24 protein-coding genes and 1 pseudogene are annotated in these 23,664 nt (G+C 72.4%); 16 read left to right on the top strand and 9 right to left on the bottom strand.

Features of this window, described 5'->3' with window-relative positions:
* The first annotated feature begins 39 nt into the window (after positions 1–39).
* The 3 genes from ACFSHS_RS10280 (at position 40) to ACFSHS_RS10270 (ending at position 3,903) form a co-directional block, all read left to right on the top strand.
* Positions 40–1,329, top strand: coding sequence for a citrate synthase (locus ACFSHS_RS10280; RefSeq protein WP_376874864.1), 1,290 nt, complete (start codon positions 40–42; stop codon positions 1,327–1,329).
* 214 nt (positions 1,330–1,543) lie between these two features.
* Positions 1,544–1,735, top strand: a complete 192-nt coding sequence (locus tag ACFSHS_RS10275; protein WP_376874860.1) for a hypothetical protein — start codon at positions 1,544–1,546, stop codon at positions 1,733–1,735.
* Positions 1,736–1,920: 185 nt separating this feature from the next.
* On the top strand, positions 1,921–3,903 hold the full coding sequence (locus tag ACFSHS_RS10270) for an NlpC/P60 family protein (RefSeq protein ID WP_376874857.1): 1,983 nt from the start codon (positions 1,921–1,923) through the stop codon (positions 3,901–3,903).
* Positions 3,904–3,981: 78 nt separating this feature from the next.
* On the opposite strand, the gene ACFSHS_RS10265 is transcribed toward ACFSHS_RS10270, so the two are convergent.
* From ACFSHS_RS10265 to ACFSHS_RS10225, 9 genes are all read right to left on the bottom strand, one after another.
* A complete protein-coding gene (locus ACFSHS_RS10265; RefSeq protein WP_376874854.1) occupies positions 3,982–4,743 on the bottom strand; it encodes a hypothetical protein in 762 nt (253 codons plus the stop codon).
* Positions 4,740–5,081: a hypothetical protein gene (locus ACFSHS_RS10260; RefSeq protein ID WP_376874851.1), complete on the bottom strand. Its 342-nt coding sequence runs from the start codon at positions 5,079–5,081 to the stop codon at positions 4,740–4,742. Before ACFSHS_RS10260 ends, ACFSHS_RS10265 begins: the two co-directional genes overlap by 4 nt.
* A 432-nt stretch (positions 5,082–5,513) precedes the next feature.
* Positions 5,514–6,632, bottom strand: coding sequence for a sigma-70 family RNA polymerase sigma factor (locus ACFSHS_RS10255; protein WP_376874848.1), 1,119 nt, complete (start codon positions 6,630–6,632; stop codon positions 5,514–5,516).
* A 68-nt stretch (positions 6,633–6,700) separates the two neighbouring features.
* Positions 6,701–7,180: a hypothetical protein gene (locus tag ACFSHS_RS10250; protein WP_376874845.1), complete on the bottom strand. Its 480-nt coding sequence runs from the start codon at positions 7,178–7,180 to the stop codon at positions 6,701–6,703.
* A gap of 201 nt (positions 7,181–7,381) precedes the next feature.
* Entirely contained in the window at positions 7,382–7,690 is a 309-nt protein-coding gene (csrA, locus tag ACFSHS_RS10245; RefSeq protein WP_376874842.1) for a carbon storage regulator CsrA, read from the bottom strand.
* A gap of 94 nt (positions 7,691–7,784) precedes the next feature.
* Positions 7,785–8,240 carry a flagellar assembly protein FliW gene (fliW, locus tag ACFSHS_RS10240; RefSeq protein WP_376874839.1) on the bottom strand — a complete coding sequence of 152 codons (456 nt, stop codon included), beginning with the start codon at positions 8,238–8,240 and terminating at the stop codon, positions 7,785–7,787.
* 49 nt (positions 8,241–8,289) lie between these two features.
* Positions 8,290–9,171 (bottom strand): flagellar hook-associated protein FlgL, encoded by an 882-nt coding sequence (flgL, locus tag ACFSHS_RS10235; RefSeq protein ID WP_376874836.1) that lies wholly within the window; start codon positions 9,169–9,171, stop codon positions 8,290–8,292.
* A gap of 5 nt (positions 9,172–9,176) precedes the next feature.
* Entirely contained in the window at positions 9,177–10,586 is a 1,410-nt protein-coding gene (gene flgK, locus ACFSHS_RS10230; protein ID WP_376874833.1) for a flagellar hook-associated protein FlgK, read from the bottom strand.
* A 73-nt stretch (positions 10,587–10,659) separates the two neighbouring features.
* Positions 10,660–11,148: a flagellar protein FlgN gene (locus ACFSHS_RS10225; protein ID WP_376874830.1), complete on the bottom strand. Its 489-nt coding sequence runs from the start codon at positions 11,146–11,148 to the stop codon at positions 10,660–10,662.
* A gap of 357 nt (positions 11,149–11,505) precedes the next feature.
* Between ACFSHS_RS10225 and ACFSHS_RS10220 the strand changes: the two genes are divergently transcribed.
* The 13 genes and pseudogenes from ACFSHS_RS10220 (at position 11,506) to ACFSHS_RS10160 (ending at position 23,588) form a co-directional block, all read left to right on the top strand.
* Positions 11,506–12,357, top strand: coding sequence for a sigma-70 family RNA polymerase sigma factor (locus ACFSHS_RS10220; protein ID WP_376874827.1), 852 nt, complete (start codon positions 11,506–11,508; stop codon positions 12,355–12,357).
* Positions 12,358–12,408: 51 nt separating this feature from the next.
* Positions 12,409–13,709: pseudogene (locus tag ACFSHS_RS10215) on the top strand (flagellin N-terminal helical domain-containing protein).
* 169 nt (positions 13,710–13,878) lie between these two features.
* Entirely contained in the window at positions 13,879–15,060 is a 1,182-nt protein-coding gene (locus ACFSHS_RS10210; RefSeq protein ID WP_376874824.1) for a flagellin N-terminal helical domain-containing protein, read from the top strand.
* Between the two features lie 126 nt (positions 15,061–15,186).
* Positions 15,187–16,593, top strand: coding sequence for a flagellar filament capping protein FliD (gene fliD, locus ACFSHS_RS10205; protein ID WP_376874821.1), 1,407 nt, complete (start codon positions 15,187–15,189; stop codon positions 16,591–16,593).
* A 50-nt stretch (positions 16,594–16,643) separates the two neighbouring features.
* Complete coding sequence (gene fliS, locus ACFSHS_RS10200; protein ID WP_376874818.1) at positions 16,644–17,030, top strand: flagellar export chaperone FliS; 387 nt, start codon at positions 16,644–16,646, stop codon at positions 17,028–17,030.
* Positions 17,027–17,386 carry a hypothetical protein gene (locus ACFSHS_RS10195; protein WP_376874815.1) on the top strand — a complete coding sequence of 120 codons (360 nt, stop codon included), beginning with the start codon at positions 17,027–17,029 and terminating at the stop codon, positions 17,384–17,386. The genes fliS and ACFSHS_RS10195 overlap by 4 nt, the downstream gene beginning before the upstream one ends.
* Positions 17,387–17,797: 411 nt before the next feature.
* Entirely contained in the window at positions 17,798–18,145 is a 348-nt protein-coding gene (gene flgB, locus ACFSHS_RS10190) for a flagellar basal body rod protein FlgB (protein ID WP_376874812.1), read from the top strand.
* 1 nt (position 18,146) lies between these two features.
* Positions 18,147–18,551 (top strand): flagellar basal body rod protein FlgC, encoded by a 405-nt coding sequence (locus ACFSHS_RS10185; protein WP_376874809.1) that lies wholly within the window; start codon positions 18,147–18,149, stop codon positions 18,549–18,551.
* A gap of 2 nt (positions 18,552–18,553) precedes the next feature.
* Complete coding sequence (gene fliE / locus ACFSHS_RS10180) at positions 18,554–18,868, top strand: flagellar hook-basal body complex protein FliE (protein WP_376874806.1); 315 nt, start codon at positions 18,554–18,556, stop codon at positions 18,866–18,868.
* Positions 18,868–20,460: a flagellar basal-body MS-ring/collar protein FliF gene (fliF, locus tag ACFSHS_RS10175; RefSeq protein WP_376874803.1), complete on the top strand. Its 1,593-nt coding sequence runs from the start codon at positions 18,868–18,870 to the stop codon at positions 20,458–20,460. The genes fliE and fliF overlap by 1 nt, the downstream gene beginning before the upstream one ends.
* Before the next feature lie 2 nt (positions 20,461–20,462).
* Complete coding sequence (gene fliG, locus ACFSHS_RS10170; RefSeq protein WP_376875183.1) at positions 20,463–21,536, top strand: flagellar motor switch protein FliG; 1,074 nt, start codon at positions 20,463–20,465, stop codon at positions 21,534–21,536.
* Entirely contained in the window at positions 21,520–22,281 is a 762-nt protein-coding gene (locus ACFSHS_RS10165; RefSeq protein WP_376874800.1) for a FliH/SctL family protein, read from the top strand. Before fliG ends, ACFSHS_RS10165 begins: the two co-directional genes overlap by 17 nt.
* On the top strand, positions 22,278–23,588 hold the full coding sequence (locus tag ACFSHS_RS10160; RefSeq protein WP_376874797.1) for a FliI/YscN family ATPase: 1,311 nt from the start codon (positions 22,278–22,280) through the stop codon (positions 23,586–23,588). Before ACFSHS_RS10165 ends, ACFSHS_RS10160 begins: the two co-directional genes overlap by 4 nt.
* Positions 23,589–23,664: the final 76 nt, after the last annotated feature.

Raw genomic sequence — 23,664 nt, 5'->3', positions numbered from 1 at the left:
GGGGGCATCACGGGCGCGCGACCAGTAGCGTCCGGAACCGTGACCGAGACAGACGTAGCCCTGCGCTACCCCGGTGGAGAACTGCCCCTGCCCGTCGTCAAGGCGACGGAGGGCGCCGACGGCTTCGACACGAGCAAGCTCCTGGCGACGACCGGCAAGGTCGCCCTCGACATCGGCTTCGTGAACACGGCCGCCTGCACCTCGGCGATCACCTACATCGACGGTGACGCCGGGATCCTGCGCTACCGCGGCTATCCGATCGATCAGCTGGCCGAGCAGTCGACCTTTCTCGAGGTCACCTACCTGCTGATCTACGGGGAGCTGCCGACCGCCGACCAGCTCTCCGCGTTCGACCAGCGGCTGCGCCGGCACACGCTGCTGCACGAGGACCTGAAGATGTTCTTCAACGGGTTCCCGCGCGACGCCCATCCGATGCCGGTGCTGTCCTCCGCCGTCAGCGCGCTGTCGACCTTCTACCAGGACTCCCTGGACCCCTTCGACCAGGAGCAGGTGGAGATCTCCACCCTCCGGCTGCTCGCCAAGCTGCCGACCATCGCGGCCTACGCCTACAAGAAGTCCGTCGGGCAGCCGTTCCTGTACCCGGACAACTCCTGCGGGCTCGTCGAGAACTTCCTCCGGATGACCTTCGGCTTCCCCGCCGAGCCCTACGACCAGGACCCCGACCTGGTCAAGGCCCTGGACATGCTGTTCATCCTGCACGCCGACCACGAGCAGAACTGCTCCACCTCGACCGTCCGGCTGGTCGGCTCCTCCCAGGCCAACCTGTTCGCGTCGGTCTCGGCCGGCATCAACGCGCTCTTCGGCCCGCTGCACGGCGGGGCCAACCAGTCGGTCCTGGAGATGCTCGAGTCCATCCAGCGCGAGGGCGGCGACATCCCGCGCTTCGTCGAGCGGGTCAAGAACAAGGAGCCCGGCGTCAAGCTCATGGGCTTCGGTCACCGCGTCTACAAGAACTACGACCCGCGTGCGGCGATCGTGAAGCAGACCGCCGACACGGTGCTCGACAAGCTCGGCGGCAACAACGAGCTGCTCGACCTCGCCCGGCAGCTGGAGGAGATCGCCCTCAAGGACGACTACTTCGTCCAGCGGAAGCTCTACCCGAACGTCGACTTCTACACCGGCCTCATCTACCGGGCCATGGGCTTCCCGACCCGCATGTTCACGGTGCTGTTCGCGCTCGGCCGGCTGCCCGGCTGGATCGCGCAGTGGCGCGAGATGATCGCCGACCCGGCGACGAAGATCGGCCGCCCGCGTCAGCTCTACACCGGTGAGACCGAGCGGGCCTTCGTTCCCGTCGACAAGCGCTGACGAGGGACGCCAGAAGAACCCCGCGTCCTCCCCCACGCTGGCGGCGGACGTGGCCCACCGGGCCCCCGCACGCCGGGGCCGGCCTCGGGAGCGGGCCACCGGGCCGGGCACCTTCCCACAGGGGAAGGTGCCCGGCCCGATCCGTGTCCGGGAGACGCCCCTACGGTGGGTGCGACCTGCCCGCTCGGAGGACCGCAGACCTGGAGGACCGCCCATGGCCGAGCCGCCCGGCGACGACGTCCTCGTCGTACCCCCGATCCCCCTGGCCAGCGGCAGCATGCTGGAGCCGGAGGACGACGGGCCGCCGGTCCGCATCACCAAGGTCGAGGTCGTGGTCTCCACCGAGGACGGCGGGGAGCTGCGCATCCCGCTGACCCACCGGCACGGCGCCTGGTGGGCACCCTGATCCCTCCCCCGCAGGGGTCACCCGCGTCGTCCCGGAGCAAGGTTCACCCTCACCCGGCGGGGTGAGACCCCCGCGGCAGCCGTTCAGCCGCTCCCGCCGGCACGTCGATACGAGGTCAGAACGCTCCGCCTGCACCCGCAGCCGGAGCCGGCCACGGAACGACGAGACCGCCGGGGGACGCTGCAGTGCCTGCACCACGCACGTCCTCCACCCGTGCCCGCACCGGCGCCCGGCCCGTCATCAGCGCCCGCGAGGCCCAGGCGCTGCGCGAGGCTCTCGCGCTGCGGTCGGCGCTCGCCGCCGGCCGGCCCCTCACGCCCGAGCAGGCCGCCGCGGTCCGCACCGCGACGGCCGCGGCCGTCCGCACCACGCCCGGTGCCGGAACGGGCACCCGTGCTCCGGCTCGGCGCACGGCGTCCGGCCGGCCCGCTGGGAAGCGACCCGCGCAGCGACCGGTCGACCGGAAGAGCCGCCGCACGCCCGCCCGTCCGGCCGACGGCACGGGGACACGGTGGTCGACCCGCCTCGGCGTGGTCGCGCTGAGCACCGTGCTCCTCCCCGCCGTGGCCGCCCTCGTGCTGCCGGGCGCCGACGAGCCCGGGCAGGGCCCGCTCGACGCCACGGCCCTCGCGCTGACCGCGCAGAGCTCGCTGCTCGAGGACGCCGGCCGCTACCGCCAGCTGGAGCAGGAGGTGGCGCGCCGGGAGGCCCAGCTGCAGCAGGCCCGCGCCGCCGAGGAGGCCGCTCGAGCGGATGTCGAGGACCGGCAGCAGACGGTCGGCGTCTCGGCCGCCGAGCTCTACCGTGCGGCGCCGCAGCAGCGCTATCCGCTCCTCTCGCTGAGCGTCCACGACCCCGACGCGACGTCCGACACCCTCTTCCGCCAGTCATTGGCCGAGCGCGCCGATCTCGTCGTCACCGGGGACGTCGTCCGCGCGCAGCGCAGCCGGCTCGCCCTCGCCGTGGCCACCGACCGGGTGGCGCTGGCCGAGTCCGCCGTCCGGGCCGCGGACGACCGCGCCGAAGCGGTCCTGCGGACCGTCCGGTCGAAGGTCGACGAGCTGACCCCCGAGGTCATGTCCGTCCTCGCCGGGCTGGGCTCGATGCCGGTCAGCGGGCCGCAGCAGGAGCGCAACCGGGAGGCGACGCTGCGGTGGCAGCAGTACCTGGCGCGGCTCGCCGCGGCCGGCATCGAGCCGCCGCAGGCCACCGAGCTGACCGACCCCACCGACCTGCCGCCGGGACTCTCCCCCGCGCTCGACGGCGCCGGCCGGCCGATCCCCGGCGTCGTGTGGGCGGTGGTCGGCAGCAGCCCGGTCACGGTCCTGCCCGCGGAGACCGTCGCCGCGGTCAGCAGCGCGCTGTCTCAGCTGGGCAAGCCCTTCGTCCCGGGCGCCACCGGCCCCGACGCCTACGACTGCGGCGGGTTCACGGCGGCGTCCTGGCTGCTGGCCGGCTACGCGGTCCCCGCGACCCCGCAGGACCAGTGGGCAACCGGCGCCGCGGTGCCGCTCCCCGACGTGCAGATCGGTGACCTGGTCTTCGCACCGGGCGGTCAGGACGTCGGCATCTACGTCGGCAGCGGTGAGGTCATCGGCGCCTCCGCCGGCACCTACCAGGTCGGCGTCCGATCGGTGACGCCCGGCTCCTCTGCGGTCCGCGTGACCCTGCCGGGGCCCGAGCAGGCCAATCCGGCGCTGCCCGTGGCCGAGGCCGGCGCCTGTGGTGCTCCCCTGCCGCCGCCCGGTGAGCGCACGGGCGCGTGGGGCGGCTGGAGCAACGGCCAGATCCCGGTCGACACGCTCTGCCGGCTGGGCACGCACCGGCACGCGCTGCGCTGCGACGCCGCGGCCTCGTACGGCCAGCTCGACGCGGCGTACACGGCCGCGTTCGGCACGCCGCTGTGCATCACCGACTCCTACCGCTCGCTGGGCGCGCAGGTCGCGGCGTTCTCCCGGAAGCCGCAGCTCGCCGCCGTGCCGGGCACGTCGAACCACGGGTGGGCGTTGGCGGTCGACCTGTGCGGCGGGATCAACGTGAGCGGCTCGCCGCAGTGGACCTGGATGACGGCCAACGCGGGCCGGTTCGGCTTCGTGCAGCCCGACTGGGCCGCCCCGGGCGGGGAGAAGCCCGAGCCCTGGCACTGGGAGTACGGCTACATCTCCTAGCGCGGTCTCCCAGCCCCCGCTTTCTGTGCCGAAAGCTGAGCTCCCCCGGTCAGCTTCCGGTACCGGAAGCTGGGGGCGTCAGAGCCAGGGGAGGTCGGCCAGGCGGGTCCAGGGCAGGGTGACGCTGGCCTCCGAGATCTCCCCGGCCAGCCGGGCGGCGATCGACGGGCCGGCGCAGGCGACCGGCCGCTCCGGGGTCACCACGACGTGCATGTCGGTCATCGCGACCCCGGCCGCGGCGATGCGCGCGATCATCAGCTCGGGAGCCACCAGGGCCGCGGTCGCGAGCGCCGGGACCGACCGGTGCGACCACAGGGCCACCGGTCCCTCGGTCCGCAGGTCCAGCGGCACGTCGTGGGAGCGGCCGGTCGCGGCCGAGCGGACGCGGTGCACCGTCGCGGCGTCGGCGGGGACGGACGCCGTCCAGGGGACGGCCAGCTCTCCCCTGCGGACGACGACCCGCCAGCCGACGGCGGTCCGCGCGCGGTCCGCCCAGTCGAGGACGGCGATGCCTGCGGCAGCCGCCGCCGCGTCGGTGACCGGGCGGTGGGCGATGAAGGACGCCAGGGCGGCGGAGATGGCGACCCTGGTCGGGCGCACACCGGCGTGGGTCATGTCGTCGGCGAGGTCACCGAGGGCCACCCGGACACATCGCTCCTCCTCCTCGAGGACGAGCACCGAGCCGGCGCCCGAACGCTCGATCACCCGCGCCCGGAGGCCCGGGGTTGCCAGGCAGGGCAGGAGGGCGTCGGCCACCTCGCGGAGGTCGCCGACGCCGATGCGCGCCGGGCGCAGCCGCTGCAGCAGGCCGGAGGAAGCGCCGAACCGGATGTCGATCATGCGGGCCCCCGGAGCAGGTCGCGGACGGCGTCCGGTAGGTCGGCGAGGGTGAGGACGCTGGCCAGCTCGGCCGCGCTCAGCCGTACGGGGAGGACGTCCTCGTCCCAGCCGGTGGCCAGGCGCACCCGGGCGGCGGAGGCGGGCCAGACCGCGTCGCGCGCCGCCGCGACGTGCAGCTCGGTCAGGACGTCCTCCAGGTGGATGGCGGCCACCGGGTGCATCGGGCGACCCGCGAGTGCCTGGCGCACGGCAGCCGCCAGCTGGGCGCGCTGGGCGCCGGCCAGCCAGTGCGGGACGAGCACCTCAGGGCCCGGCTCACCGGCGGGCAGCGCGCTCATGCGAGCCGTCCCGGCACGGGACGCCGCCCGGCAGCACACGGCACCGCGGCGTCGCGGTGGCGGATACGGGGGCGAGGCGTCACGTGGTGGATATCGGCAGGGCCGCGCCACGATCGACCCGTGCGGAGCTTTTTCGTGCCGGGGTGGTCCCGACCGCACGCCCGTCCGTGCGGGGTCCGGTGTCTCCGGCGCCGCGTGAAGCGCCCCGGCCGGACCTGCCGTGCGTCGTGTCACCGAGCGTGCATCGTGACCCTCGTCGACGCGTGCACCGACCGATCCGCACCGCACCGTGCCGGATCGGACCCGCCGCGGAGAGCCGGGTTCCCGGCGGTGCCGGGACGAGCCGCTGGCGCGGCCGGATCGGCCATGTCGGCCGTCCGCAGGCCGATGGCGAACCCGGGTCGGGCCGGGATGGCTGCCTCGGCCGAGGGGTCAGTCGACGAGTTCGGCCAGCCGCGTCTTGAGCGCCTGCTCCACCCGGTCGGCGTACACGTTCATGTTCCGCACCGAGGTGTTGAGGTCCTGCGATAGCTGGGTCTTGGTCTGGCCGCCCCAGGTGGTGAGGTACCAGGTGGCCCAGCCCAGGACGTTCGGTTGCCCCGCCCGCTGGTCCTTCCGGGCGGTCGGGTCCGGGGCGCAGGCCGCGGTGAGGGCGTGCGAGAGCAGCGTCTGCTCCGCCTCACCCATGATCTCGTCCGGCGCCTCGGAGGAGTCCGGCAGCAGGATCTCGCTCGCATCCGGCCCGCCGTCGAGCGACTGCAGGTTGCGCAGCCCGTTGAGGGTCGCCACCGTCTGGGAGTTGCGCCGCAGGGTGGCCACGCTCTGCCCCATGAAGGCGGCGAGCTCCTTCTCGCTGGGCCGTCGCTGGTGCTCGGCGATGAAGGCGGCGATGGCCTTCTGCTGCTTGTGCTCGGTGTCGGCGGCGGTCCGGCCGTGGGCGTTGCGGCCGAGGTCGTGCACCCACTTCGACAGCTGGGTGGCCAGGAACGCGCCGAAGGGGACGCCCTTGGTCTCGTCGTACTGGCTGACGGCCTTGAGCACCCACTCGTAGACCTGCTGGCCCAGGTCGTCCGGGTCGGGCAGGTGCAGGCGGATCGTGCTCATGTTGCGCTGCAGGCGCTTGAGACTGACCGGGCCGTAGTGGCGGCAGAGGTCGTTCAGGTACTCGGCCGGCAGGTCGCGGGGGGCACGCCGCCGCACGCCGGTCTCGGCCCGCAGGCCGATCGTCGTCGAGCCGTGCCGTCCGGCCCAGGCCCGGATCCAGTCGGCCAGCACCGCCGCCGAGCCGCAGGCGCCGTCGACCCGGTAGAGACCGTCGCCCTGGTCGTAGCTGACCGTGACGCCGTCGGGGAGCTCGCTGCGGAACTTCTCCAGCGGGAGCTCGTGGTCGACGCGGAAGTGGACGCGGTCGCGCGGGGTGATCGGGGCGAGAGACCAGCCGTCGCCCTCCGGGATGCCGCCGAAGACCAGCGGCTGGCGGACACGGGTGCGGTTGTCGGTGGCGGTGGACGTTGGGGCTATGGCATTGGAAGACGAGGCGCAATCGGACACCGGTACTCCTGGCACTACGGGGAAGGACGGGACCCGGGGAAGGGGACCCGGAAGTGACGCGGAGGTCGTCAGGCCGGGATGGGTTCGCCCGGTCCCGGCATGCGGGGCGCGGGGACCGGCGACGCCGGCGTGGTGGGCAGGCCCTCGAGGACGTCGGCGGCCGACATGCCGGCCGAGGCCTTCTCGATGAGCATCGCGGCCGCGGCCCGCTCCGCGCCGCTGGGCTCGGCGGTGTAGACCGGCATGTGGTCGTACAGCGAGGTGAAGATGGCGCTGACGAACGCGTACGCGGCCTGGGCCTGCGGCGAGAACTTGGCCACGGCGGTGCGCGGTCCGAGGTCGACGCCGACGGTCACGCGGACGACGCGATCGTCCTTGCTCAGCCCGGTCACGGCGAAGGACACGTCGTCGTGCTCGGCGGCCAGCGCGGCCAGGGCGGCCAGGCACTTGCGGGTCGCACCCCGGCGCGGCCGGAGCTGGACGTGGACGATCACCGACTCCGGCTCGCCCTGCTCCATGGCCTGTGCGTTGACTGCACTGCGTTGCATGCTGATCGCCCCCTGTCACTTGCGTGGGGAGAAATCTGCCTCATGCCCTCGGCAACCGAGGGCACAACACTCGCCGTGTCATACGCAGGCCTGCGGGCATACTTCGGCAGAAGTTGCCCGTGTCGCGCCTCCTGAGGGCTGGGCGATGGACACGTCGGCAGGCCTTGCCAAACCGGACCGACTCCCGACCATGCAGATCTGTCAGGCCGGGACGTCGCCCCCGGCCGCGTCGGCCGCGCCGGCCGCCTCGTCCGCCGCCGCGGTGACGGCCTCGGCCGCCCCCGCGGACGGCGCGAAGGCGGCCAGCGCCCCGAGGCTGTCGGCCGTCACCTGGGCGGCCAGGAGGTTCGCCTCGGCGATCTGCCGGTAGACCTCCTCGCGATGGATGGCCACCTCGCGGGGGGCCTTGAATCCCAGCCGCACGGTGCCGCCACGCACCTCGACGACGTGGACCTCGATGTCGTCGCCGATGCGGATCGTCTCGCCGACGCTGCGGGTGAGTGTGAGCACGAGTACCCCTCCATGGGTGTGTGGTGATGCCGTCCTTGGCGGTGCCCGACCTGCGGGCGGCGCGCCGCACGATCGCACGGCGCACCAGTGTCAGTTATCGGCGCAGTGGCCGCCTGATGGGATGTGCGGCGTCCAGGAGGACGACCTGACGGGCCCGGTGGGTCGCCGGGTTGACCACCACGGGGGCGCGGAGGTTCGCGGTGGCCCCGGCGACGTCGCCGACCGGAACGGTCACCAGGCAGTGGAGCCGGGCCTCGCGGGTGTCGGCGAGACCGAGCTCGACGCACACGGCGCCGGGCAGGGTCGGGGCGTAGTCAGGGAACCAGTCCGCCGCGGACGCGACCAGGAATCGCGGACCGTCAGGAGCGACCGACTGCAGCCAGGCGAGCCGGCCGGCGTCCTCGGCGGGCACGAGGACGTAGTCCCGGTAGCCGGGGAAGCCCGGGAGCGGCTCGGCCAGGGACAGGATCTGCACCCGGGCGGTGGCCGGGACGACCGCCGGCGTCCCCGCGGGCGCGTCGGCCAGGGTCAGGGCCGGGAACGGCGTCATGCGGGCAGCCTCCTCGGCCGGGAGTGCACGGGAGCGGGACGGGCGTTCATCAGCGGAGGTAGTCGAGGAGGGTCGGTGAGATCGCCTTCGCCGTCGCGGCGAGGGCCGCCTCGTACCCCACCTGCTGCATCTGCAGCTTCATGATGGTGTTGGGCAGGTCGACGTTCTCCGTCTCGCCGAGCGAGCCCTGCAGGGTGACCGAGCGGTCGAAGTTCAGCTGCTCGGCGCGGTCGACACGGGAGGCCCGTGCCCCGATGTCGGCCACCGACGTGGACATCCGCTTGATGGCGACGTCGAGGTCGGCGAGGTCGGTCTCGAGGGCCACCGGGTCGGTGGTCAGGTTGGTGGCGATCCGCCCGACGATGTCGAACAGGTTGCTGCCGTCCGGGCCGAAGGCCTCCGGGCCGGTCAGGTCGACCCGCACCTTCTCGCTCTCCGACAGCCGGCGGGTGACCTCCGGGCCGGCGAGCCCGGCCCACGTGCCGTCGTCGTTGTAGGCCTTCCCGCCCGGCGTCACGCCGCCGAAGACGGGCCGGCCCTGCACGGCGGTGTTGGCCAGGGCGAGCAGGCCTTCCCGCAGGGAGGCGACCTCCGTGGCCAGCGACTGCTGGCTCGCGTCGGACACGGCCCCGGTGTTGAGGCCCTGCACCGTCAGGTCGCGGACCCGTCGGGTCGTGTCGAGCATCTCGCGCAGGGTGGAGTCCCCCTGCTCGAGCCATCCCTTGGCGTCGCTGATGTTGCGGGCCTGCTGCGCCACGGCGGCCTGCTCGGAGCGGAGCTGCATGGCCCGGTTCGTGCCGGTCGGCGAGTCCGACGGCGCGTTGATGAGCCGGCCGGAGGTGAGCTGCTGTTGCAGCTTGCCGACGGCGTCGAGGTTGCGGTTGAGGCCCTGGAGGCTGGTGAGCGCGACGGCGCGCTGGGTGATGCGCACTCAGGTCACCGCCCCACGAGCCCGGTGCGGTTGATCAGGGTGTCCAGCGTCTGGTCGATCGCCGTGATCATGCGACCGGCCGCGGAGTACGCGTGCTGGTAGGACAGCATGTTGGTCATCTCCTCGTCGAGGTTCACGCCGGCCACCGACTCCCGCGCGGCATCGACCTGGGTCGTGATGACCGCCTGGATGTCCTGGTTCCGGATGGCCACGGCGGCCTGCACCCCGAGCTCCACGATCATCTTGCGGTAGGTGGCGTCGGTTCCCGTGACCTGCTGACGCAGCTGGGCGATCTTGTCGGCGTTGCCGTTGTCCAGGGCAGGCACGCCGGCCGTCGGGCCGACGGACGACGCCGCGATCAGCTTCGGGTCGCTGATGACGACGGAGATGGAGGCCGCGGTGATCGGCCCCGACAGGGAACCCAGGACGTCGCCGCCCGGGTTGCCCGCCAGGTCGAAGCCGGTGGCGTGCGCCGCGTTCAGCGAGTCGGCCAGGCCCTTGGCGATCCCGTCGAGCTGGGTGCGGTAGTTCGGGATGAGGACGTTGAGGGCGCTGAGCTGGCCACCGCCCGTGCCGCCGGCCGCGACCGGGTAGTTGCCGGATGCGGTCACGATCCGCGGCTTGTCCGTCGCGGTGATCAGGTCGGGGTCGATCGGCCCCGCGACGGCGAGCTCGTAGGAGTTGCTCCCCGACACCAGGGCCATGCCCCCGACCACCACGTCGAGCGTGCCGTACTGGCCGGGCCGGACGGTGGCGCCCACCTGGTCAGCGAGCTTCATGACCAGGACGTCCCGCTTGTCCGAGAGGTCGTTGGCCGGCAGGCCGGCCTGGTTAGCGACCCGGATCGCCTTGTTCAGCTCGGCGACCGTCGCCGCCGCGGCGTTGACGTCCTTGACTAGCACGTCGAGGTTCTCACGGGTCTGCTTCCACTGCGCCTCGAGGGAGGCGGAGCTGAACTGCAACCCGCCGACCAGCGTCTCCAGCCGCTCGATGACCTGGGTCCGTGCCGCATCGGTGTCGGGCGAGTTGTGGAGGTCCTCCCACCCGTCCCACATCTCGGACAGCAGGCTCTGGATGCCGGTGTCCCCTGGCTCGCGGAACGCCGTCTCGACCTGCTCGAGGGTGTCGGCCTCGACCAGCAGGCGGGCGCTGTTGGCGTGCTCGGTGTGGCCGCGGCCCTCGAGGAAGGCGTCCCGGATCCGTTGGACGTCGTCGGCGCTGACACCGGCCCCGATGCCGGGGCTCGTGGAGTAGAAGGCCGGGATGGTGCTGCCGCCGATGGCCTGCAGGTCGACGCGCTGCCGGGAGTAGCCCTCGGTGTTGACGTTGGCGATGTTCTGACCCGTGACGTCGAGCGCGCGACGCTGCGCCCACAGCGCCGTCGTCGCCGCGTTGAGCCCGGAGAACGTGCTCACTTGGACTCCTCGCTGGCGCTCGTCGTCTGCGTTCGCAGGGCTCCGATGCCCCTGTGTGAACTCGCGAGCTCGTTCACAGGATGCCGTCCAGCGTGACCGCCCGGTGTGCGCCGGTGTCGGTGTTGCGTCCGGTGTTGCCGTAGGTGCCGGCCGTCGGGGTCTTCGCCGACATGAGCGCGTCACCGATGGCCGACAGCCCACCCTCGATCAGCTCGCGGTTGGTGTCGGACAGGCTGCGGAGGTCGGTCACCAGCACGAGCAGGGCCTCGTGGTGCTTGGCGAACAGGTCGTTCCACGGTGCGGGGGCGGCGTCGGCCACCTGGCGGAGGGAGGGGTTGGCCCCGATCCCGAGCGTCACGGCGATGGCCTCGGTGGCTGCGGCACGCTCCACCTCGAGGGTGCGCAGCTGGTCGAGGACCACCTCGATCTCGTGGGCGATCCGCGCCAGCCAGCGCGTCTTGCCGGTGAGGATCAGGTACTGCTTCTCCTCGGCCTTGAACAGCAGCAGGTCCAGGAGCTCCTGCTCCCGCCACAGCAACGTCGACAGGTGCTGGTAGTCCACGTGTCCACCGCCCTTCCGTCGTCTCTCGTCGCCCGGCCGGTCGTTCCTGCCCCCGGCGGGTTTCCTCGTCGAGCTGCCATCGGCACTCCGCGAGGGGGCCTCAAGCCGAAGCCGGAAGTCGCCGCTCAAGTTCGGGTGCTTTTGTGCCGAGGGCGGTGCCGTGTGCGCCACGGGCAGCCGAGAAGAAGGAACGTGAGTGCAGCCCGCGCCCTGGCCACCGACGGCCCACCGCATCAGCGCCCGACGGCTGAACGTCAGCGTCCGACGCATGCGCGGTCGCACGACGAGCGGCCCGGGTCGGGGCGCACCTACCCGCAACCAGGGCGGGGCCGCTCGCAGGCCGAGATCGACGCCCTCGTGACCGAGCACCTGCCACTGGCCTCCTTCGCGGTCAACGCGGTGGCCGCCCGGATCTCGCTGCCGGGTCACGTCAGCCGGGACGACCTGCTGTCCTGCGCCCACGTGGCGCTGGTCGAGGTGGCCAAGCGGTTCGACCCGTCGGCCGGCGCCTCGTTCGCCACCTACGCCCTGGCCCGGCTGCAGGGCGCGGTCCTCGACGAGCTCCGCTCGGGGGACTGGGCCAGCCGGTCGGTGCGGGCGGCGGCGCGACGCAGCGAGGCCGCCGCCGACGCGTTGACCATCTCGCTGGGCCGGCCGCCCTCCCGCGAGGAGCTGGCCGCCAGCCTCGGGGTGGCCCGCAGTGAGCTCGACAGTCTCCAGGTCGACGTCCACCGGGCCGTCATGGTGAGCATCGACGCGGAGTCCGGTCCGGACGGCAGCACCCTGGACCTGCCTGACAGTGGTGAGTCGCCCGAGCGTGCGGTTCTGCGGGGCGAGCGGGCCCGCTACCTGCACGAGGCGATCCGCGCGCTGCCCGACCGCCTCGACGAGGTGGTGGAGCGCAATTTCTTCGGTGACGAATCACTCACCGACATCGCGCAGGACCTGGGCGTCACCCTGAGCCGCGTCTCCCAGATGCGCGCCCGCGCCCTCACCCTGCTCCATGCCGCGATGAGCGAGATCTGGGACGGCACGGCGGTGCCGGCGGACGGCGGGGTTCGCGCCCGGAACCAGCAGCGGGCCTATCTGGACCGGGTCACCGGTCGCGCCGGCGCGCCTCAGCCTCCGGCGCCCCCGCTGCCCCGCTCACGGTCCGACTGGCCGTTCGCGCCGCTGCCCGCGCAAGAGACGACCGCCCGGCTCGCCTGACGCGACTGCCTGCCCTCCACGCACACCCGCCGACGCCGACCGGGAGGTGGCATGAGCCTGACCGTCAACACCAACATCTCGGCCCTGAACGCTCACCGGCATCTGGGGACGACCGACGGCCGGATGAGCGCGTCGCTGGAGAAGCTCGGCTCGGGCCTGCGCATCATCCGCGCCGCCGACGACGCGGCGGGACTGGCCATCTCGGAGGGTCTCGACTCGCAGATCGGGGGGCTGAAGGTCGCTGTCCGCAACGCCCAGGACGGCATCTCGGTCCTGCAGACCGCCGAGGGCGCACTGGCCGAGACGCACGCGATCCTGCAGCGGATCCGCGACCTGGGCGTCCAGGCCGCCAACGAAGGAGCGCTGGACGACGACGCCACGGGCGCCCTCCGCTCGGAGATGCGGCAGCTCAAGGACGAACTGGACCGGATCGCCGGCACCACGGCCTTCAACGGCACGAGGCTGCTCGACGGCAGCTTCTCGACCACCTTCCACGTGGGTGCCGACGCCGGGCAGACGATCCCGGTCGGCCTCGGCATCGCGATGACCGCCGCGGGGCTGGGCGTCCTCGGCCTCGACACCACGGTCGGGGGCACCAACCCGACGACGTACGAGTTCCTCACGGGGCCCGGTTTCCCCGGTCCGGGGCAGGTGTCGGTGTCGACGGCGGCCTCGAGCACCCAGCCGGCGATCCTCACGTGGAGGAAGCCGGCCGGGACGGCGGACTTCAGCGGCGCCGGCTTCGACGCGTCGGCGTTCGAGGCTCTCGACGGTGTGCTGGCCTTCGGCGGCCGGTCGTTCGACCTGGCGTCCGTCGCCTACGACGCCACGGCCGACACCGACGGGAGCGGAACGGTCGACAGCGACGACCTGCTCGAGCAGGTCAACGTGGCCGCGCGCGGGGCGCTGGGGCTCACGGCGGGGCCGTTCATCACGCCACCGGCCACGGACGCCCTGCAGTTCTTCCTGCAGGAGGCCGTGCCCGGCTACACGGCCGACCCCGGCGGCATCGGGTACGGGCGGGCGCTCAGCGACTCGGCCGCCGACGTCGCACGAGCGACCCCTGCCTTCGCCGCGGCGACCGGGGAGCTCGGCACCGTCGACGCGGCCATCGCGCTTGTCTCCGCGGTGCGCGCCGACCTCGGGGCCCTGCAGAACCGCTTGGAGCACACCACCCGCAACCTCGACGCCGCGGCGGAGAACCTGACCGCCTCGGAGAGCCGCATCCGCGACGCCGACATGGCGCAGGAGATGTCCGGTTCACCCGGAACCAGATCCTGTCCCAGGCCGGCACCGCGATGCTCGCGCAGGCCAACCAGGCCTCACAGGGCGTCCTGTCGCTGCTGCGGTGACACCTCCGCACGGCCGCGCAACCCACCCGGGTGAAAACCGGCGAAAAAGACGCCCGGTTCGCCTCAAGTCCCACCGGCCCCACGCCGTAATCAGCAGTGCGACACCAGCACGGCCCGCAGCACGGATGCAGCGGGAGTCCCAGTAAGACCCCGTCCAAGGAGGAACACCATGGGTCTGCGCGTCAACACCAACATCGCGGCGCTCAACGCGTACCGCAACCTGTCCGTCACCGACGGCCAGATGGGCAAGTCGCTGGAGAAGCTCTCCTCCGGCTTCCGCATCAACCGTGCCGCCGACGACGCGGCCGGTCTGGCCATCTCGGAGGGCCTGCGCTCTCAGATCGGTGGCCTGAAGGTCGCCGTCCGCAACACCCAGGACGGCATCTCGGTCGTGCAGACCGCTGAAGGTGCGCTCACCGAGACGCACAGCATTCTCCAGCGCATGCGCGACCTGGCCGTTCAGTCCAGCAACGACGGTGGCCTGAACGCCGAGGCCAAGAAGAACGTGCAGTCGGAGATCAGCCAGCTCAAGTCCGAGCTGGACCGGATCGCCAGCACGACCACCTTCAACGGCAAGAAGCTCCTCGACGGCAGCTTCGCCTCCACCTTCCAGGTGGGCTCGAACGCCGGCGAGACCATCGCCGTCCAGATCGGCACCCCGACCAAGGGCATGGACGCCACCGGCCTGGGCGTCAGCGGTGTCGACGTCACCGGTGCCGGCACCCTGACGGTGACCCAGGTCGGCGCAGTCGCCGACGACCAGGGCACCCCGGCGGCCGGCACCGTCACCATCAACGGTGACTTCACCCAGGCGACGACCTTCGACACCCTGAAGGGCACCATCAGCTACAACGGCAAGACGTTCGACCTGTCGTCGGTGCAGTACCTCGCCACCGACACCGCGGCTCAGCGTGAGACCAAGCTGAACACCGCTGCCAACGCGGCACTGGGCACCACGGGTACCCCGTTCGTCGGCAGCGCCACCAGCATGGTCTTCACCGGCGCCACCCCGGGAGCGGGTACCACCGCTGCCGACGCGGCGAAGCTGAGCCCGGTGTTCTCGCAGGCCAGCGGCGCCAGCGCCGCCATCGGCCTGATCGACACGGCCATCAAGAGCGTGTCCACCACTCGTGCCGACCTGGGTGCCATCCAGAACCGGTTCGATCACACCATCAACAACCTCAACGTCGCGGTCGAGAACCTGACCGCGTCCGAGAGCCGCATCCGCGACGCCGACATGGCGCAGGAGATGGTCCAGTTCACCCGGAACCAGATCCTGTCCCAGGCCGGTACCGCGATGCTCGCGCAGGCCAACCAGGCCTCGCAGGGCGTCCTGTCGCTGCTCCGCTGATCCCGGTCAGCTGAACAGCTGAGGCGCGCAGCAGTTCCTCAGCAGTACCCCGAGTGAGGGGGGAGGCCCTCGGGCCTCCCCCCTCACTCGCACCCGGCCCGTCCCCGTCCGTCCAGGAGGCAGCACATGACGATGAGCCTGAGCACCGGCCTGATTTCCGGCATGGACACCGGGACCCTGGTCAGCCAGCTCCTCCAGGCCGAGGCGGCGCCGCAGACCGCCCTGAAGACCCGGCTGGGCGCGGCCCAGATGGCCGCGTCGGCCTACCGCACCGTCAACACGACGTTCGCCGCCATCCGCGCCGCCGCCGAGGCGCTCTCTGCTTCCGCGCTGACGTCGGCCCGCAAGGCCGCCAGCAGCTCCACCGACGTCACCGCGACCGCCTCGGCCACCGCGGTGAACGGCAGCACGGTCACCTTCGCGGTGACCGGGCTGGCGAAGACGCACCGGGTCCTGAGCGTCGCCGAGTGGGGCTCGACCACCGCAAACGTCCACAAGAAGGCCGACGGCTCCGCCCAGGAGCTCACCTGGCCGATCGAGATCATCGACGTCGCCACCGGCACCTCCCGCGGCTCGGTGAGCGTGGGTACCTCGGCGACGCTCGCCGACGCCGTGAAGGCGATCAACGACAAGAAGCTCGGCGTGCGGGCCACGGCCGTCCAGGTCGAGACCGGCAAGTACCGCCTGCAGCTCACCAGCGAGACCTCCGGCACCCCCGGCGTCTTCGCGGTGAAGAGCAACAACGAGATGGTCGCGGACGCCGGCCTGCAGTTCACGGTCAACGAGACCGGGCAGAACGCGACGATCGACCTCGGCGGGAGCCAGGTCGCCAGCTCGCCGACCAACACCTTCAGCAACCTCATGGACGGCGTCTCGGTCACCGTGACCAAGGTCGACCCGACCCGCCAGATCACCGTGTCGGTCACCGACGACCCCGACAGCGTGGCCACCAAGGTCCAGACCCTCGTCGACGCGGTGAACTCCGCACTGTCGACGGTGAAGACCTACACCTCCAACGCCCCGGGCAGCACCGCCGCGCTCAAGGGGGACTTCTCCGTCTCCTCGCTCTCCGGCCGGCTGCTGGACGCCGTCTCGGAGGCCGTCGGCCCGCACGGTTCCCCCGCCAAGGTCGGCTTCCAGCTGACGCGCGACGGGAAGATCACCTTCGACAAGGCCAAGTTCACCACCGCGCTCAAGGACACCCCCGAGCTCGCGACGCGCATGGTCGCCGGAGGGCCCGCGACGACCCTCAACGGCGCGGCCGTACCCGCCGTCACCGGCATCGCCGAGCGCCTGCTCGGGGTCGCCAAGTCGGCGTCGGACAGCACGACCGGCTCACTGGTGGCCCTCGCCAAGGGCCAGGACTCCGTCGCCAAGGACATCCAGGACCGGATCGCGGCCTGGGACCTGCGGCTGGCCAAGCGGAAGGAGACCCTGACCCGGCAGTTCACCGCCATGGAGACCGCCCTGAGCGGGCTGCGCAACCAGTCCACCTGGCTGGCCGGGCAGATCAACTCGCTGCCGTCGTCCTGATCCCGCCCGTCACCGCACCGACCTTCCCCACGCTCCAGGAGAACCCCTCGATGAGTGCCGCATCCCTCCGCGCCCGCTACCTCGGCGACGCCGTCGCGACGAGCTCGCCGCAGCAGGTGCTCGTGATGCTGTACGACCGGCTGGCCCTCGACCTCGAGCGTGCGCAGAAGGCCGCGGCCGCCGGCGAGCGCGAGGCGGCGAGCGAGCAGCTGCAGCACGCCCAGTCGATCGTGATCGAGCTGCTGTCCAGCCTGCAGGTCGACGCGTGGGAGGGCGGCCCCCGCCTCGCGGCGCTCTACAACTGGCTCATCGGCGAGCTGATGCAGGCCAACGTCAAGCTGGACACCAACCGCATCTCCTCCTGCCGCCAGGTGGTGGAGCCCCTGCGCGACGCGTGGCGGGCGGCCGCGGCCACGTTGGCCGGCAGTTCGTCGTGACCGGCGCAGGCCCGGACGACGGCCAGGGGCGCACTCCCCCGCCGGTGAACTGGGCGGTCGTGCTCGACCAGCTCGAGGGCGAGGTGCTCGCCGCCGAGCAGACCATGGCCCGGGGCCGCGCCGAGGAGATCGCCGCCTGGGGACGACGGGCCGACGACTGGGTCCCGCCGTCGACCCTGGGCCCTCTGCCGCCGGACCTGCGGGAGCGCGCCGCCCGCCTGCTGCAGCACCAGCTCGCCGTCGCCGAGGCGCTCGTCGAGCGGATCACGCAGTCGCAGAAGCAGCGCGACGTCGCCGCCCGCATGTCCTACGGCCCGACCCGGCCGGTCGCGTCCTTCATCGACCAGGCCCTCTGAGCCCAGCCCTCCGAGACCAGCCCTCCGTCCCGCACTCCAGCGCCGCGAACGACCGCCCCGCCATCGGTACGTCGATGACGGGGCGTCCTCGTTCGCGGCGTTGTGCTTTATCGCGGTGAAGCACGGCTGCCGCCGGCACGGGTGCACGGATGCTGCCAACTCAGGCGCCCCGGTCGACGCGGGAAACGGCGAGGTCACCGCTGGTCACAGGGGTCACCGCCTTCCCGTCCGGCGCGCGTGTCCCTCGTGTGGTGGAACCGCGGTCAGGCCCGGAGCCCGGTGTGCCGATGAGGGTTGAGCACGGACAGCACCACTTCGCCACGGATCGGCGGACCCCGCACTCGCTCGCGAGTGCCTTCCGCGTACCCGGAGGTCGAACGTGTTCTGCTGCACCCGTCGGCGACCCGCTCCATGATCGGCGAGATCACCCCCGCGGCGCTGCACGCCAGCCTCTCCGGCCTGGCCCAGCGCCAGCGCGTCACCGCCGACAACATCGCCAACGTCAACACACCAGGCTTCCTGGCCGGCCGCGTGGACTTCGAGTCCTCGCTGCGCGGCGCACTCCGCCAAGGTGAGACCCCGGCGATCGACGGCGGAACGGTCGCGCGCTCGCTGGAGCCGACCAACACCAACGGCAACAACGTGAACCTCGACGCCGAGACGCTGATCGCCACCGAGACCGGCCTGCGGTACCAGCTGGCCCTCAACGCCCTGGACGGCAAGTACAACTCGCTGCGCACGGCACTGAGGACGGCGTGACGTGAGCATCTTCCACACGCTCGGGATCTCCGGGTCCGGCCTCATGGTCCACCGCAAGTGGCTCGACGCCGTCTCGGACAACATCTCCAACATCAACACGGTCCGGCGCACCGACGAGGACGCGTTCCAGGAGCGCTTCGTCGTGGCCCAGGCCGTGGACTACGGCTCCGGGGACGGCGGCGTCCGCGTCGCGCGCGCCGAGTTCGGCGACCCCGAGGGCCGCATGGTGTACCAGCCCGACCACCCGCTCGCCGACGCCGAGGGCTACGTGAAGTACCCCGACATCGACCTCGGTGACCAGATGACCCAGCTCCTGATGGCCCAGCGGGGCTACCAGGCCAACCTGGCCGTCGTCGAGCGGGCCACCAGCGCCTACCAGGCTGCGCTGCAGCTCGGGAAGGGCTGACCATGACCTCCCCGATCGGCGGGATCCTCCCCGTCGGCGTCGGCGCGATCACCGGCGTCGCCGGCGCCACCGAGGGCGTCCCCCAGGCCCAGAACGCCGACGGTTTCGCCGCGGTCCTCGCGGCGTCCTTCGACAAACTGCAGGGCACCCAGGCGGCCGCCGACGAGCTGGCCGCCCAGGCCGCCACCGGCGACCTGAAGGACGTCCACGACTACATGATCGCCAGGAACGAGGCGTCGCTGGCGACCGAGATGGTCGTGACCTTCAAGAACAAGGCCGTTGAGGCCTTCAACGAGATCATGAGGATGCCCGTCTGATGAAGTCGGCTCTCGCCGGGACGATGGAGCGTGCCCGCTCCACGTTCGACACGATCAGCCTGGGGCAGAAGGTAGTCATCGGCCTTCTGCTCGTCGGGCTGACCCTCGGCGGGTTCTTCTTCTTCCGCTGGATCACCGCCCCCACCCAGGCACCGCTGTTCTCGAACCTGGCCTCCACCGACGCCTCCGCGATCGTCGACGAGCTCAACGCCGCGGGCGTCGCCTACGAGCTCACCGACGGCGGGCAGACGATCATGGTGGCCAAGGACCAGGTGTACGACCTGCGCCTGACCATGAGCGGCCAGGGCCTGCCGGCCGGCCAGGACACCGGCTACGCCTTGCTCGACGAGCAGGGCATCACCACCAGCGAGTTCCAGCAGCAGGTCACCTACCAGCGCGCGCTGGAAGGAGAGCTCTCCAAGACCCTGGAGGCGCTGGAGGGCGTGAACTCGGCCGTCGTGCACGTCGCCCTGCCCGAGGACGAGGTCTTCGTGACCGAGGAGTCCGAGCCCACGGCATCGGTGCTGCTCGACCTGGCCCCCGGCACCGCGCTGTCCGGGGAGCAGATCCAGGCGGTCACCAACCTCGTCTCCTCCAGCGTCCAGGACATGGAGCCCGACCAGGTGACCGTCACCGACGCTGCCGGACAGGTGCTGTCGGCACCCGGCACGGGCATCACGGCCGCGGCCGGCGACGCCCGCTCGCAGGTCGAGCAGGAGTACGAGGCGCGTCTGAAGAACAACGCGCAGGCCATCCTCGACCGCGTCGTCGGGCCCAACCGCGCCGTCGTCTCCGTCCGTGCCGACGTCGACCTCTCGCAGAGCGACACGACGTCGGAGACCTACACCTACGACGCGGACACGCCGCCGGTCTCCGAGAGCACGACCACCGAGAACTACACCGGGACGGGCACGCCCGTCGGCGGCGTCCTCGGCCCGGAGAACATGCCCGACGCGGCGGCCAACGCCGGCGGCGGCAACTCCACCTACGAGAAGGAGTCGACCACGTCGAACAACGCGGTCGGCAAGACCACCACGGTCACCGAGGGCGCCCCCGGCGGCCTCAACCGGCTGACCGTGTCCGTCGTCATGGACGACGCCGTGGCGGGCAACCTCAACCAGCAGCAGATCCGCGACCTCGTGGGCAACGCGGTGGGCCTCGACGCGGCCCGTGGCGACGACATCACCGTCGCCTCCATGCCGTTCGACACCACCGCGGCCGACGAGGCAGCCGCGGAGATGGAGGCGGCCCGCGAGGCCGAGGCCAGCGCCCAGATGTGGTCGATGATCCGCACCGGCGGGATCGCGGCCGGCATCGCGCTCGTCGTCCTGCTCGTCTGGCTGCGTTCCCGCCGCCGGGGCGAGGTCGAGGAGGACTACGAGCCCCTCGAGCTGAGCGACGACATGCTCGCCGAGCTCGACCGGCTCCGCATCCAGAGCACCCGCGAGGCGGTCGAGGTCGACGCCCGCGCCCTGGAGCTCGAGGCGGCCGAACGGCAGAAGGTACGGGGGGAGATCTCGGCAATGGTCAGCGAGCGCCCGGACGAGGTCGCGGCGATGCTGCGCGGCTGGCTGACGGAGAACAAGTCGTGACGATGGCCAGCATGGAGCAGCTCGTCGGGCTCGGCGGAGGCAACCTCCCGGCCGTTCCCGCGGCCCCGGAGCGGCCGGAGCTCCCGGGCCTGCGCAAGGCCGCGGTCTTCCTCGCCCAGATGTCCAAGGAGGAGGCCGGAACCATCCTGTCCAAGCTCCGCCCGCGCGAGGTCGAGTCGCTGACGCGGGAGCTGATGGCCCTGGGCTCGGTCGAGTCCCAGGACGTCGACGGCGTCATGAACGAGTTCCACGGCCTCATGACCGCCCAGCACTTCATCGGCCGGGGCGGCGTCGACTTCGCGCGCGAGATCCTGGCCGCCGGCCTGGGCGAGGACAAGGCCGAGGGCATCCTCTCCCGGCTCAACGTCGTCTACACCGAGGTGCCGTTCGCCTCCCTGCGGAACGCCGACGTGCGCCAGCTGGTCACCTTCCTGAAGGACGAGCACGCGCAGATCATCGCGCTGGTCCTCGCCCACCTGACCGCCGCGCAGTCGGCCGAGGTGCTCTCCGGTTTCGCCCCGGAACTGCAGGCCGAGGTCGCACACCGGATCGCGACGATGGACCGGACGTCGCCGGAGATGGTCCGCCTCGTCGAGGAGGAGCTGGGCCGCCGGATGGGGTCGCTGCTCGCGCACCAGGACATGACCACCGTGGGCGGCGTCGAGACCCTCGTCGAGATCATCAACCGCTCGCCGCGACCCACCGAGCGCTCGATCCTCGAGTGGCTGGACAACACCGACCCCGAGCTCGCCGAGCAGGTCCGGTCGCAGATGTTCGTCTTCGAGGACATCGTCACCATCGACGACCGCTCCCTGCAGCAGGTGCTGCGCGAGGTGGAGGCCAACGACCTGGCCACCGCGCTCAAGGGTGTGCGACCCGATGTGCGCGACAAGGTGGTCCGGAACCTGTCGGAGCGCGCCGCCGAGAACCTCAACGAGGAGATCGAGCTGCTCGGCCCGGTCCGCACCCGCACGGTCGAGGAGGCCCAGGCCAAGGTCGTCGGCGTCATCCGCACGCTCGAGGAGCAGGGCGTCCTGACCATCACCCGCGGACAGGACGATGAGTTCGTCGCGTGAGGGGGTCCTGCTGCGCGCCGGTGCCGCGCAGCGGGCCACCCCGTACCGGAGGCCGCGCCCCGAGGAGGGCACGGCGCAGCAGCCCGAGCCGCCCGCGCAGCCGGTCGAGCGGCGGTCGACCATCCGCCGGGCGGCCGACCTGCCGGTCACCGGCGGGGGGCCCTCCTTCCGGCTCGGCGACGTCTACGCCGAAGAGCTGGCGCGGCTGCGGGAGCACGCGCGCGCGGAGGGTTTCGCCGCCGGCCATGCCGAGGGCATGACCGCGGCGGCGGCCGTCGTCGCCGAGACCGAGCGGGCGGCGGCCGAGCGGCTCGCCGACGTGCAGGCCCGGTGGGAGCGGCGGATGGCGTCGGCCACCGCGGCCCTCGCCGCCGCCGCGGCACGCTTCGAGGAGGCGTCGGTCCCCGTCGCGGACGACGTCCGGGAGACGGTCATCGGCACGGTGCTCACGCTGGTCGAGGACCTGCTGGGACGCGAGCTCGCGCTGGCCGACTCCCCGGTGCTCGACGCCGTCCGTCGCGCTCTGGCGTTGTGCCCGGCCGACGCCCCCACCGTGGTCCGGGTGCATCCCGACGACCTGGCCGAGATCCCCGACTCCGCGCTCGCCGGGCTGCCGGACACCGTGCGTGTCGTCGGCGACCCCGCGGTCGAGCGGGCCGGGGCCGTCGCGGAGACCGGCCCCCGCCGGATCGACGCGCAGCTCGGTGCCGCGCTCGAGCGGGTGCAGGCGGTCCTCAGCGCATGAGCTTCCCCGCCACCGTGCTCACCCGGGCGCGCGCCGCCGCCCGGCCGCAGGTGACCGGCTCGGTGACCGGCGCCATGGGCCTGACCCTCAGCGTCGACGGCATCAGCGCCGCGGTCGGTGACCTCGTCGAGGTCAACCCCGGCGACCGCCCCCTCCTGGCCGAGGTCGTCGCCGTGGGGCGCGACCGGCTCACCTGCATGCCGCTCGGCAACCTGTCGGGCGTCCACTCCGGCGCACCGGTGCGGGCCACCGGGATGCCCCTGCAGGTGCCCGTCGGCGAGGCGCTGCTGGGCCGGGTGCTCGACGGTCTGGGCCGGCCGGTCGACGGCGGTCCGGCCCTGGGCTCCCGGGTCGCCTTCGTCGACCTGTCGAGCGAGACCCCGCACGCGCTCAGCCGGACCCGTGTCGAGGAGCCGCTGACGTTCGGCGTCCGCGCCCTCGACACCCTCGTGCCCTGCGGCAAGGGGCAGCGCCTGGGCATCTTCGCCGGCTCGGGGGTCGGGAAGTCGAGCCTGCTCGCGCAGATCACCCGCGGCACCGACGCCGACGTGCGGGTCATCGGCCTGATCGGCGAGCGTGGGCGCGAGGTGCGCGAGTTCCTCGAGGAGAACCTCGGCGCCGAGGGCATGGCCCGCACGGTCGTCGTCGTCGCCACGTCCGACGAGCCGCCCCTGGTGCGGCTGAAGGCCGCCTTCGTCGCCACGCGCATCGCCGAGGCCTTCCGCGACGAGGGCCGCGACGTCCTGCTGCTGATGGACTCGATCACCCGCACCGCGATGGCCCAGCGCGAGGTGGGGCTCTCGGCGGGCGAGCCTCCCGCGACGCGCGGGTACCCGCCCAGCGTCTTCGCGATGATGCCGCAGCTGCTGGAGAAGGCCGGGACCGGTGTCACCGGCTCCATCACCGGCCTCTACACGGTGCTCGTGGAGGGCGACGACCACAACGAGCCGATCGCCGACACCGCGCGGTCCATCCTCGACGGGCACATCGTGCTGACCCGCAAGCTCGCGACCACCGGCCACTTCCCGGCCATCGACGTCCTCGAGTCCATCTCCCGGGTCGCCGGCGCAGTGGTGCCGCCGGAGCGGATGGCCGACGCCCGGGAGATCCGCCGGCTCATGGGTGCCCTGCGCGACGTGAAGGAGCTCGTCGAGATCGGCGCCTACCAGACCGGCAGCGACCCGCTCGTCGACCGTGCCCGCATGCTGGCGCCGTCCATCGAGTCGTTCCTGCAGCAGCCCATGGGCGAGTCCACGGCACCCGAGGAGTCCTGGGCGTGGCTGCAGCGGATCGTGAGATCGGCGTGACGCGGCCTGCGACGTCCCGCGGGGGTGCGCGGTGAAGCGGGCCGCCTTCCGGCTGCAGCCGGTGCTCGAACTGCGC

This window comes from Blastococcus deserti, from assembly GCF_042682525.1.
Lineage (GTDB): Bacteria > Actinomycetota > Actinomycetes > Mycobacteriales > Geodermatophilaceae > Blastococcus_B > Blastococcus_B deserti.
This window is presented reverse-complemented; position numbering and strand designations above follow the sequence as displayed.